The sequence below is a fragment of the Prochlorococcus sp. ALOHA_ZT_50 genome, from assembly GCF_022447305.1.
In the GTDB taxonomy this organism is placed as follows: Bacteria; Cyanobacteriota; Cyanobacteriia; order PCC-6307; family Cyanobiaceae; genus Prochlorococcus_A.
Genome location: NZ_JAKVCI010000010.1, coordinates 23,256 through 35,565 on the forward strand (window position 1 = coordinate 23,256; position 12,310 = coordinate 35,565).

17 protein-coding genes are annotated in these 12,310 nt (G+C 33.0%); all 17 read right to left on the reverse strand.

The window, feature by feature from the left end:
• Positions 1-16: 16 nt before the first annotated feature.
• The 17 genes from MK115_RS03410 to MK115_RS03485 all read right to left on the reverse strand — a co-directional run bounded on the left by MK115_RS03410 (position 17) and on the right by MK115_RS03485 (position 12,300).
• Entirely contained in the window at positions 17-337 is a 321-nt protein-coding gene (locus tag MK115_RS03410; RefSeq protein ID WP_287609291.1) for a hypothetical protein, read from the reverse strand.
• 23 nt (positions 338-360) lie between these two features.
• Positions 361-588: a hypothetical protein gene (locus MK115_RS03415; RefSeq protein ID WP_287609293.1), complete on the reverse strand. Its 228-nt coding sequence runs from the start codon at positions 586-588 to the stop codon at positions 361-363.
• A gap of 108 nt (positions 589-696) precedes the next feature.
• Positions 697-1,482, reverse strand: a complete 786-nt coding sequence (locus tag MK115_RS03420) for a hypothetical protein (protein WP_287609295.1) — start codon at positions 1,480-1,482, stop codon at positions 697-699.
• 97 nt (positions 1,483-1,579) lie between these two features.
• On the reverse strand, positions 1,580-2,044 hold the full coding sequence (locus MK115_RS03425; RefSeq protein WP_287609297.1) for a hypothetical protein: 465 nt from the start codon (positions 2,042-2,044) through the stop codon (positions 1,580-1,582).
• Between the two features lie 3 nt (positions 2,045-2,047).
• Entirely contained in the window at positions 2,048-2,203 is a 156-nt protein-coding gene (locus tag MK115_RS03430) for a hypothetical protein (protein ID WP_287609299.1), read from the reverse strand.
• A gap of 109 nt (positions 2,204-2,312) precedes the next feature.
• A complete protein-coding gene (locus MK115_RS03435; RefSeq protein WP_287609301.1) occupies positions 2,313-2,783 on the reverse strand; it encodes a hypothetical protein in 471 nt (156 codons plus the stop codon).
• On the reverse strand, positions 2,783-3,529 hold the full coding sequence (locus MK115_RS03440; protein WP_287609303.1) for a hypothetical protein: 747 nt from the start codon (positions 3,527-3,529) through the stop codon (positions 2,783-2,785). The genes MK115_RS03435 and MK115_RS03440 overlap by 1 nt, the downstream gene beginning before the upstream one ends.
• Positions 3,526-4,347, reverse strand: a complete 822-nt coding sequence (locus MK115_RS03445; RefSeq protein ID WP_287609305.1) for a hypothetical protein — start codon at positions 4,345-4,347, stop codon at positions 3,526-3,528. The genes MK115_RS03440 and MK115_RS03445 overlap by 4 nt, the downstream gene beginning before the upstream one ends.
• Positions 4,298-4,711 carry a hypothetical protein gene (locus tag MK115_RS03450; protein WP_287609306.1) on the reverse strand — a complete coding sequence of 138 codons (414 nt, stop codon included), beginning with the start codon at positions 4,709-4,711 and terminating at the stop codon, positions 4,298-4,300. The genes MK115_RS03445 and MK115_RS03450 overlap by 50 nt, the downstream gene beginning before the upstream one ends.
• The gene (locus tag MK115_RS03455) at positions 4,711-5,901 is read right to left on the reverse strand and encodes an ATPase domain-containing protein (protein ID WP_287609308.1); all 1,191 of its coding nucleotides are present in this window, start codon (positions 5,899-5,901) and stop codon (positions 4,711-4,713) included. Before MK115_RS03455 ends, MK115_RS03450 begins: the two co-directional genes overlap by 1 nt.
• Before the next feature lie 173 nt (positions 5,902-6,074).
• Positions 6,075-6,740, reverse strand: coding sequence for a hypothetical protein (locus MK115_RS03460; protein WP_287609310.1), 666 nt, complete (start codon positions 6,738-6,740; stop codon positions 6,075-6,077).
• Between the two features lie 3 nt (positions 6,741-6,743).
• The gene (locus MK115_RS03465; RefSeq protein ID WP_287609312.1) at positions 6,744-7,526 is read right to left on the reverse strand and encodes a hypothetical protein; all 783 of its coding nucleotides are present in this window, start codon (positions 7,524-7,526) and stop codon (positions 6,744-6,746) included.
• Positions 7,527-7,586: 60 nt separating this feature from the next.
• On the reverse strand, positions 7,587-8,600 hold the full coding sequence (locus tag MK115_RS03470) for a DNA primase (RefSeq protein WP_287609313.1): 1,014 nt from the start codon (positions 8,598-8,600) through the stop codon (positions 7,587-7,589).
• Entirely contained in the window at positions 8,545-8,823 is a 279-nt protein-coding gene (locus MK115_RS09330) for a helix-turn-helix transcriptional regulator (RefSeq protein WP_353847953.1), read from the reverse strand. Before MK115_RS09330 ends, MK115_RS03470 begins: the two co-directional genes overlap by 56 nt.
• Complete coding sequence (locus MK115_RS03475; RefSeq protein WP_287609315.1) at positions 8,816-10,546, reverse strand: DEAD/DEAH box helicase; 1,731 nt, start codon at positions 10,544-10,546, stop codon at positions 8,816-8,818. Before MK115_RS03475 ends, MK115_RS09330 begins: the two co-directional genes overlap by 8 nt.
• Positions 10,547-10,615: 69 nt before the next feature.
• Entirely contained in the window at positions 10,616-11,935 is a 1,320-nt protein-coding gene (locus MK115_RS03480; RefSeq protein WP_287609317.1) for a hypothetical protein, read from the reverse strand.
• Positions 11,936-11,940: 5 nt separating this feature from the next.
• On the reverse strand, positions 11,941-12,300 hold the full coding sequence (locus MK115_RS03485) for a hypothetical protein (RefSeq protein ID WP_287609319.1): 360 nt from the start codon (positions 12,298-12,300) through the stop codon (positions 11,941-11,943).
• Positions 12,301-12,310: the final 10 nt, after the last annotated feature.

The following is a 12,310-nucleotide window of genomic DNA, read 5'->3' on the forward strand; positions in this document are numbered from 1 at the left end:
GTTAAGAAATTACTTATCATTCACTTGTTTCTTCGTAGTCTTTCCAGTCAAACTCGTAGGCACATTCAGCCATTTGCCACATTAGCTGTTCTTGAGGGTGTATAGACTCGGAGAAGTCATAAGCTTCTGGCGCAACATACCCGTGCATCCTGTAGAATTGCCACGCTAAATCGTTTATTGCCTTATGTTCGTTAATTGCCTTATGTTTGTTAATGCATTCGTACATCTTTCTACTTACTAAAACCTCGTTATCTGCTAGATAATCATGTACTCTGATTATTATTTCTGGTTTAATTATTCTTTCTATAAATTTATTCAACCTGTCTTCTTCTGGCATTTTTATTTCCCTTTAAGGCTTACCTAAAAGATAAGCCTATTATTGTCTTTACAAAAAGTGTGTGTAAATTCTTTTACTTTTGTTTTAAGTTTGATTTCACCAGTAACTACTAGTAGCTCAGGTAAGTTTTTATATTGCTCACGACCTTGATTAGTTAATTCAATATTTTGAATAACTATTTCTTGAGCATGTCTTGCATCTGCCGTTCTTGCTATTTGCTCTATTAAAATTTCTTTGTCTATAAGTTTCATAATTTAATAACCTCCAAGTTATATATTTATTATACCCAATAAAAAGATTTTTTGTCAACTTTTTAGCCTAATTTTATAAAAATTATTTATGGGTTTTCATAGCATAAACTATTTTGCATACTTCAAAAACTCCTTAATAAACTCTTCCTCTTCTTTAGTTTTGCGTATGTCTCCACCATCATTAGGGAACTTACCACGCTTAAGCCACTTAATATAATTTATGTGATTTTCGTTTCTTGCATGAACTGCTTGATTTTTATATTTACCCATTTTAAAGCAAGCTTCATTTTTTTCATTTACGTAGAACCATTTCCCTGGTAATTTGTAATCACCAATTGAGTACTTTGATATCTGTTCATAACTCAGAGATTTACACTTTTCATATTCCATTTGATAGTCAAAATATAATTGCACTTTCTGAACTACGCTAGAAGCCCCTGAGTCAAGTTTTTGATACTGATCTGGGGTTAATGTCGAATATTGATCATTTCCAACCCATACGTCTAATTTAATCGGGTCTATGGGTGTATATTTATTCTGCCAGTGATCAAATGGGTTTAATTCCTTATAACTTGAATATCTTTCCTTTAGAAATTCAAGAGCTTTTAAAATTGAATGACCAATATAAACTCTTTTGTTTCTAGAAAAAGCTTCAAACTCTCTTTGAAATCCACTTAAATCAACAGTATCTTGAAGCGCTTCTTTTTCATGCTTTGCAAGTTTAGCTATATTTTCTTCCTTAAACTCTTTAGTTTTTTGAACATAAAACCTTTCACCAAAACCATGATCTTGATCAATCACTCCATGCCAAATAAAGTTTAAATTTTGTCTTTGATAATGATGAATAAATATTAATTCACTAGTGTCGTAGCTATATATTTTTCTTGGCTTCAAATCACATCCCTTACATTCAAATATTTCCTATGGAGTATCTAGGTCAACTGGTATATTTTTTAAACAATCTGCGCAAGTTATATAACCTACACAGTTATCATTCATACAACTTCTTTAACACCTCTAATCTTTTTAACTCAACACATTCAGAAAGTAAATCTTTTTCAAACTCACTAAATTTCTCTAATTTACAAATATCTAAAACCATATTAGTACAAAGGTCATCAAGCAAAGATTCTGGGTCTTTCTTGACATTCATATGACGTGGAATAGATACATGCTCCATTGCCTCAGCAAAAGTATTTAAAACTTGTTTTTTCTTTGTTAAATACTTAACATTTTTACCTAAATACTGAATCAATAAATGTTTTATACCAGCAGCAGTTTTAATATCAAAACCTTCTTTGCCAGCCATGAAATGAAATTGCCTCTGCTTGTAAGTTACATCTTCTTTAAGATCATTAATCAACTCCCCAAAATCTTCTACTTTCATTTGAATATGAGCTTGAAGCATTCTTTCATAATCCTCTATTGTTTTTAAACCTTTGTAATAAATAGCCATCTCTTAAAGTCCTCCTTCTACTAAGCCTACTAGTAGACTTACTGCTAAAAATCCAATCACTAAACACCCCACCATAATTAGACAGCTTAAGTATGGATTCTCCGCCTGTTCAGGTGGATTTTTTAAATCATTAAAAGCTCTTTGTGTAATTCTTATCATTTCTAACCTCCAAGTTATATTTTTATTATACCCAGTGAAAAGATTTTTTGTCAACTTTTTAGCCTAATTTTATAAAAATTATTTATGGGTTTTCAAAACATAAGAAATTTTAACAATAAAGGAACGATTTCTTTTTGGCTTCAGTAACTTCATTAGCAAATAAATTTAAAGCATAAGCATCATTTAAGTCATGCGAACTGTAAGCCTTTCCTGTTTTTTTGTATAGCAACTCTGCTACTTGATCTTTTTTTGCTTTACCGTTCCCTAGAAAAGCTTTTATTGTCGTTGGTGGAACTCTGTAAACATTTAATCCAAACTGATAGGCAAGAATATAAGCTACTCCGTGCAACTCTGCTAAAGCTTCTCTGCCAAACTTACTGCCATATGAATAACCTTCCACCCAAACTACTGAGGTGCTATGAAATAAATCCTCAAACTCTTTTCTAAACCAAGAAAGCCTAGCGCCAGCTTTTAATTTTGGGGGGCTTAACACCCCCCTATTTTCGTGATCGAAAAAATACCCAGTATTAGACAAAGAAATATCTAAAGCTAATAGCTTTTTCTCTGACTGGATTATCATTACTCAGGACTTCCAGTTACCTCAACATAAGTATTAGCTAACTCTTGTTTATTTAACTTATGTTTCTTAAGAAACGTCTTAAGATCATCTCGTGGATCTGGTGTTAACCCAGCCTTTTCACCCATACTTTCACGCAAAATATTTAAAGTTATCTTAGAATAGTTATCTTCAGAGTAATGCTCTTGAGCTAAACCCATTAAACTTTCATACTCTTCAGATTCTGCACCTGCATATTTAAGAGTTACAGACATTGGCTTGTCGCCATCTTCACCACTGATCTTATATTTTTGTGAAAACTCTTTTTCGTTCATTTCTCTAGCATCTTCTAAAGCTGCTGCTAGTTGCTCATCACTATATTGATCTGCTCTACTACAAATCAAAGCTAGTTTATCAATACCTGCTCCGATAACTTCATTAGGCTTAACTCCACGCTTAGTAAGAATATCAAAAACACCCTTGTATTTATTTACAGTGTTTCTTTTAACTCCAAAATGATCTAAACAATATTGGTAATAACCGCCTGTATTTTCAGCATATTTAGCATCGTCTTTCCAAACTTCTTTTTGTTCAAGTTCGTACAATAAACCACCTAGCCAAAAAGCTAAAAACTCTTTTGTATTAAAACATGGCTTAACACTTGCAGAAATAACATCAGCTTCCAAAGTTGATAAAAACACTTTTGCATCATCAACCGTTGCTAAATCTGTTCCACCAATGCTAACTACTTGTAATTCTGTACTGCTCATTTTATATATTTCTCCTTCATTGCTTTACTTCTATTAACTCTTTCCATGATTTCGCCTTTATATCTCAAGTAATTAATCTTGAAATACTTAGCTGAGTTTTGTACTTGATCATTTTTCTGATCACAAAGGTAGATCAAATACAAGTCATTCTCAAGCTCACCTAAATTAATACCATTCCTAACCTCGAATTGATCTTTAAGTTGCTCTAATAAGTATCTATAAAAAACTAACTGCTTAATATGGATATTTTCAGCAGTTTTTAACTTTAAAAAATCTTTAGCGTTTTTAGTCTTAAGCTCTAAAATCGTACTTTTGCCAGTGTATTTATAGGCTTCAGCCCCATTAATAACTTCAGGTTCTTTTTTAGATACATGATTTTTTTTGGCTTCTCTTTGCCAGAACTCTTCAATATTATCGCCCTGGAGAATAGAACTTACGTGCATTAATCCAGAATCTCTTTTTTTCTTTTTAAAAACATTCAAACCTAAACAAAAATCACATATTAAATCTTCGATATTTGCATCTTCTGCAAAACTTAAAAGAAAATCAGGAGTACCGTTGATTCCACACCCATTGTCTCTAAGCACTGCCTGAGAATAAACATTACAAGGTAATCTATCTACCAACAACTCACCAAAAAAGTCTTCATAATAAAGACCTCTTAAAAAAACTAACTGAGTAGGTAAATTAATGTACTCATACTCTGAGTAATCATCATTAGACTCTTTAACCTTTTGAAATAAGCCTTTACTTTTAAAATTAAAACCTTTACTGAACTTCATTTTTCTTCTTGATAACCACCTCTTGATGTTCGTCATTCCTCAATCGGGTTCCCATTTCTATATACTCTAGTAATACTTGCTTACTTGTCAATATGCAATCTTCAATTACTCGACCTTCTTCATTTATAAACTGCACATTTAAAAAAGGGACTTCACTAACTTCACAACCATTACGCATCTTCTTAAGCGTCTCTAGTGTCACTGAGTAAGATTTATTCTTAGTTACCTTATGTTCTACCCTCGCAAGTCCTGGGACTTTAACATCAAGCTTGTCTCTACCTCTTCCTGAACCCTTAACCATTAACGCCTTATTAATATCGTCTTTTAACTTAGCTTCTAACTTAGGGCTCATTTCATGGCTAATACTCATTGCATTTTTTTGTTTACGTGGTCTTTTCACTAGCTTTTCTTCCCTTTAACCTTCATCTCCAGTGGAGCAACCACAGTATCGTAAAGCTCCTTCATTTTCTTAAATTCAGTAGGACTTATCTTCGTAAGCAAATAGCCATCTTTTGGAATACCACCATAAGCATAAACTTTACGACCGTAACAGTAAATCAAAAGAGACTTGAGGAAATTTAAACTAGCTTTATCTTTATAAAGCCATTCCAGCCAAGCCTCTTTCTTATCGAACTTCTCCCCCGTAACTGCGTAAACTTTTGAATGAGGATTAAATAAATTGAAATCCCTTGCACGATCATATATAAAATCAGGCTCTTTAACGCTTTTAAAATATTCAACACCAGTAATACTAGGTGTATAACTTAAATAAGATGATATTTTTGTCCCTGCGATTTGTCTAAGTTTATCAAGCTGCATAGTATGTTTTGCTGAAGCAACTTGACTAATACCAAAAACATTAGCTTCATCGGTGCTTTCACGAAACATTTTAATAATTGTTGATGAATATAGCTCTACCCACTCACCACCAACAAAATTAGCTCTGGTATACATAGCAATCGGATTAACCTTCTTGTTAACCCAAACCATTAAAGCTGGCTTACCCTCACGGGCACGCCTCGCTCTCCATGCCAATACTTTACGACATGCACTACGAATAATCTTACCTAAACCACCAGGCGTAGCCGTATCATGCGCTGATTTCTCAGATTGTTCTATTGATTGAAGTGCATGTATGGAGTCAACAAACGCTAAGCCTAAATTATCTATCTTAAGCATCTCATCAAGCATGTCAAGCCAATCTTCAGCGCATTTTGTTTTCTCTTTATAAACAAATAATTTCTTTTCAATTAATTTATTTACATCAAAACCAGCAGCTGCACCCCAATCATCACAAAAAGAACCCTCTTCATCACTCCAGGCGATAGATTCTTTTGGGTATTTTTGATGAAAATTTTTAGCTATTTGCATCATTAGCGCAGTTTTTCCCGAACCAGCTACGCCATGAATAGTCATTAGTTGATTAGATAAAATACCACCACCAAGTAAAAAATCATACTCAAAAATACCAGTAGGGACAAAAGAGTTAGATAAATCAATATCACACATTCGACTCAACCCAAGAGTATCAGCACTATCATTATCAAAATCTTCTAAACTAATTGCATCAAAATTACCAGCTTTACTCATGAGCACCCCCTGCAAAGTTGTTGAACTCTTCCTCTAACTGCTCACGCATTACTGCATAGCATTGCTTAATACTATCTGGATTATCGTCACAATTCCGCTCAAGTCCAATGCTGAAGCTTTTCCAATCACTATTAGAGCTTTCACCCCTATTTGCACCTTCTAATTGCCCTTGCTTATAACCGAGAATACATTTCGCTTTTTTCTTGCTCTCGTTTTTCAGTACTAAGGATTCTAGCAACTCTTGTATTTTGCAGAATATTTTCTCTAAATCTTTTAACTCTATTGACATATTCGTCTTTGCCTCCACGCTTATTAAAACCTAAGTCTAATCCTTCAACATTACCGCCATGCTTTTTGATTTGCTTCTCAAGCTCTCGAGTAGCTATCTTACACAAAAGTTTAATTTCTCTTTCATAACCCTTAAGTGAACCTGCACCACGAACGCTGTAAGCATACATAAGCTCAGCCAAAATTAGATATTCCATCAAGGAGTAGTAACGGTTATTGTTTCTTTTAATAACCTCTGAATCAAAAAGCATCCCCAAAAGCTTTAACATGGTTAAATGTTGAATTTTAAGTGCCTCAGCTATCCCATAACCAGACATAGCTTGAGAAGATACTTTAGTTTCTATATTTGTTACAAATACATTACTCGTAACTTGATCAAAACTAGCTTCTATTACTTTTTCTACATAACTGTCATAAGAATGACACCCTATTTTAAGCATATGCTTTTTAAAAGTTTTATCTCGACCTTTTCTTAAAACATCAAATCTATACTTTTCGTTAGTATAGTATGAAGAATGTTTTTTCCAGTAAGATTCTTTTTCTTCAGCCATGAACTACCCCTTGTATTTTTTAACTGGAAAACCTTTGAGAGCTTCAATGTAAGTAGCTTGTTTTTCCAAATTAAAGAAACCCAATTCATGAGGGGTTATTTTAATGTTTTTGGCATACTTAACTTTACCTTCTTCTCTAACTTCATCAGAACCAAACTGCTCAATTAATTCTTCTTCAGTAAATCTTTTAATCTTAACTGGGTTTTCATCATCATCTTGCCAATAGCCAATACTTCCAGTTTTAGAACTTTGCTTATCTTTGCGCTCAATAGTAAGCCCCAAACCTCTAACAGTTCCATACTTCTCGTTCCACTCACAAAGTTGCTCTAATAGCTTCTCTATTTGTTTCTTGTAGCTACCTTGTTGACGAATAGCCCATAATTTTTTAGCGTGTCCAATATTGCCGTTTTTATCAGTATATTCTTCAATAACTGGAACCAAAATACAGAAAACTAAAGGTACTTTGTTCTTACAAAGTTCACACGGCTTAGTATTACCTTCATCGTCAACATTTTCAGCAACACAAAGGGCAAAAGCTTTGTGACCAAACTCAGAACCATCATCTAAAAAGCTTTCATGTACCCAAAATTGAAATACACCTTCAACCGTATTAGGGCTTATTTGATTAGCTAAAATAATTATTCTTTTAGACTCATCGGATTTTAGTGAAACTATTTTTTTACCAATGTAGTCACCTTCTGTATATTCATTATTATCCGTAAAGTTCATAGATAACCCCGTGCTTTGAGTTTCTGTTTTTATTGAGCTAAAATTAGCAAATTCCATATGTAATTACCTCCATTTCTTTTTATATCTTATCACAGCAAAGATTTTTTAACAAGTTTTTTAGATAAAATTATCAAATATTAAATCACTTAAACCCAAATCATCCACATCCTCTTTCTCGGTCTTAGACCAATCAAAACTAAAGCAAAACAAGCCTTTTTCTTGAAAGTACTTTTTGTAATACTTTTGATTTTCTTGCCCTGGATTCACAGGCTCGCCCTTTGCATTAATTTGATCTTTATCGTTATCAAAAAGTAAATATACGCTTTTAGAATAACCACTCATCCTCTTAGCTTTAGACTCCATAAAAGTAGCTCCAAGAGTCGCAACTATATCAAATCTCTCGCCAACTTTATTACTTAATAAACAAGCTAAGCCTGTCATACCTTCAGTCACCAAAAGCGGCTTACTACTCAAGAGGTGCTCACCTAATACAATTTTATTCTTCTCGAGACCTTTACTATCTTTAGTTCTTATATCTTGACCAGCGTAAGCCCTGCGAGTATAACCAACGCATTTCTTGCTCCTAAGAATTACTGGGAACACAATATACTTTTCTTTATCAGCTACCTTGATATCTAATTTTGAGATAACTGAATCACTAATATTTCGCCTACTTAAATACTCTTTGGCTTCAGGCACTTCAGAAACTTCTTTAAACCCCTTTTCTATAATCAAATCTTGCCAATCAACATAGTTAAATGTTTGTCTTTTACTCGTTCTTTTGTTTGCTCTAAATAATCTAAACGTATCTTCTTCACCTAAATATCTTTCTTTATAGTTTTTGTAAAGATCTTTGTTTTTACCAGAAATAAACCATAAAAAAGTCTTAATAGTGCCACCTACTCCGCAACCTAAACACTTAAAATAAACATCTTCAATAGCTCCATCTTTGATTAAAAATGAGGGATGCCTATCACCATCTTTATGACTATCTTTAAAAGGGCAACTGCAAGCAAAATATCCAGTTTTTCTTTTAATATTTGTAATGCCTAAATCTTCAAGCATTGACCTGACATCATAAGACAATTGAATGCACCTCGCAAAACTTATAAGCAAAAATAGGTAACGCATTAGCATTGGCTGACGGCTCACCAGAATGATAAATTAAAGCTTTTCTAATATTATATAAATGGTAATCAATTGTTCTATCTGAAACATACATAAGGTTAGCTATATCAACACGATCATAACCTTTAGAAACCCAATAAAGAGTTTCTATCTGAGCTTTAGAAAAAATACAATTCCCTTTATAGCAAGAAAACTTTACAAACCTATCATCTAAAAATCTACACATTACTATCTAACACCTCTTTTTGAAGTTCACATTTCTGCCTCAAACTCTTTAAAACTATTTCGTCCAGTGTATCTTTAGCGATTAAATGATAATAAACACAAGTTTGATTTTGCCCTATCCTATGTATCCTTTTTCTAACCTGCCTAAATCTATCGCTTGAGAAATCATGATCAATAAAGATCATATATCTACAATTAGTAAGGGTTACAGCAGTTTCAACAGTTTGAGTAGTAGCAAATAAATATTGAGTTTTACCAACCTTAAAGTCTTCTAAAACTTTTTCCCTTTCTTTATCGTCACACGCGCCAGTATGAAGCCCAATAGCTACAGTGTTAGTTTCTTTAAACTTTTGACTGTACTTTTCTATACACAACCTTGAAGTGCTAAGAATAATAGCTTGCTGATCTTCCAGTTGGTCTAGCAGGTTAAGTAACGCTTGATACTTGTCCCAAACCTCCAACTTCTCTACAACTTCCGAAACACTACCAATTAATCCACTTGGTATCTGCTTAAGCCTTATTAGTTGCTTTAGTACCGAATCAGAGCTCGAATCTTCTTCAATATTTTCAGTTAATACCTTTGGCTTAATTTTAGTAAGTTGATTAAATAACTTTTGGTCTCCACCATTTAGAGCCTCTTTAATTGCATCAAATAAACTAAAATCACTAGCATAAGTTTGATAAACAGCCTCAGTTTCAGGACTTAGCCTAACTTGAATCTCTTGATCTATCGCCTCTGGTAGATCTAATATGTCTTCAGTGGCTTGAAAGTAGTAGGGCTTAAGCATCTTCTTAAGCTCATTAACGTTCTTAGCTTGCTTTCCATCTTCGTCAGCAGCATATCTTTCTAGAAATTTCCAGTAACTAGCAGGCACTGCACAGGGATGAATAAATCTCATTTGATTCCAGATACTGCCTACATTATTGGTAATACTTGTTCCCGTTAAGCACCTTCTATACTTAATTCTTCCAACAAACTCAGGGTAAGTAAGCTTGTGTCCTCTACCACTTTTCCTATTAGCTATTTTCTGACTTTCATCCAAAACACAATATACATTTTTTTGACTAGTAATAAAATCTTGAACTATTTGAACCCCTTTACTAGAAGTTGTAAAGTCATAATTGATTATAAAAACATTGTCAGTATTCCTCAAATAAAGCTCATCTAATAATTTTTGATCTTTTTTTCTAAATTTCCCTTCATGTCTATAAAACTTTAAGCGCTTATAAATATTGGGATTGCAATGCTTTTCAAACTCACTTTCCCATACCGCTAAAGCTATCTTAGGGCAAATGATTAATATAGATAAAGGCTCATCCATATTTAATAAACAAAACTCATCTATAGCAGTCTTAGTCTTTCCAAGCCCAGGGTCAAAGAAAAAACCCATACCGCTAGCACCAGCTGAATACTCTATACACCTTGCTTGATGGTTCATAGGCTCAAAAACGAAGTCAAACTCTTTTACCTTTTGCCTTATCTCTAAAGTTGAAAAATGCTTTTCTTTGTCATAATCGTGTAAATTAGATAACTGATAAGTAGCCTCTATGTCTGAATTTTTATCACGAATCCAAGAATTAAAGTGAACCACCCCATTACTAATTCTTACAGAAAACTTAGGAGCCCAATGGCTCTTACCTTTATCAAAAAAATAAAATTGATAAGCTTTTTCTGTTTCACCTTGAAAATAACATTGTTTGAGAACTTTAGATAAATTAGACATTAAAACCCATTAAAATTAATAAATGGACTAGGAGCCTACCCCCTTCCTAGTCCACGATTTTTTTTATTATTATTCTTCATAAGTTATTGATAAATCACAATCATTAACCATTTCATAAAATACAAGTAATCCATACTTATCAGCAAGATCATCTACTCTTTTCTTAGTGTCGGAATCCATTAAGCTTGCATCTTTAATTCTTGCAATCTTTAGGTTAGGCTTAGTGGCTAAACTGATCTTAACCCCCAACTCCATAAGTTGAGCTTTACTTAATTGAGCTTCAGAAACAGATAAACCTTCGTAAGTTAAGCCGTTCTCGTTAAATCCTAGTCCATCCAAACCAAACTTAGTTACAGCTTCATTTAATTTAGCTACTTTTTGCTTGTCAATACTATTCTTAACCTCAGTTGCATCTAAGATCTTATTATTCTCTTTAAGTTCTTGCTTTTTCAACTCTTTGACTTTCTTCAAAGCTTCAAATTTGATGTTGTTTTCTTTAATCTTTTCAAGCTCTTCAGCTGCATCCAATTCAGGAACCGTAATAGCTTCATACTTTTTATGTAATTCATCCCTTAAATTACCAGTCTTAGTAATAACATCTCTTTGAGCTTCAATAGATTCCTCTAAAGCTTTTTGAGCTGCTTTAAGTTGTGCTAACTCTTGCTCTAATCCAGCCAATTTAGATACTCCATCTTTAAGTTTAATCTCAGCATTAGTTGTTTCATTTAATGCAGCATCTTTCTTGATCTTAATATCGCCAACCTCTTGCTGTTTTTGAATTAGCTCTGATGGATCAATGTAAAGAACCTCTTCACTTTCATCAATACCTTTGAATTCAGAATAAGAAATCTTGATGGACTCTATTTGCTTTTTAGTTTGAGTAATAAGATCTTGTTGCGCCTGTCTATCAGAATCTAACTTATCAAATTCTTCTTCCAGCCTAAAGAGTTTTAAAATGAATTTCTTCTGCTCACCAGCCGTTAAATCACCAAATTCAAAGATATCAAAGAAAGTGTTATTGATTAAATCATCTAACTTGTCCTTAGCAGTATTTCCTTTAGACTTTTTGCCATTAAGAAATAAAGTAAATGAAGTCTTAATTTTCTCTCCATCTCTCTTAAATTCCATAAGCGTTTTGAATGGTACTTCTTCACCATTAATGGTTTGAATTAATTCAGACTCAATCTTGGCATAATCTTCACCAACCTTGATTGGATCTTTAGGTACACCTTTGCCACCCAGTGATAAAGACAAAGCATCTATAAAACTAGATTTTCCAGCTCCATTCCTCCCAGATACATTAACAGACTTTGCATCACCTGGTATATCTTCAGATACAGTTATCTTTTTATAGTTTTCTATATTTAGTTTTTTTAATTTAATGTTCAATTTACTTATTCTCCTTTCTTTATAAATTCAAACTCTTCTCTACTAAAAATCTCATATGGATTTTCTATAGGGTTTTGAATTGCTTCTAATTGATCTTCAATGTCACCTAGATGCCATACACATTCATCAAAATAGACATACTCATCTTGTTGATTAAAGTAAAAATCAGCTAACAAAACATCTATAGTATCAGTGTGTTTTTCATATAAACGAACATGATCTTCATTTAACTGGATATCTTCACCAAACTCAATCTTGTATAAATCTACAAACTTACAGTAAAGAAAATCTATTAAACTATCAGAGACAGGCTCTAATAGCTCATAAATCCAGGGTTTATCTTTTTTTAAATCCTCTAATATCATTTAATTAACC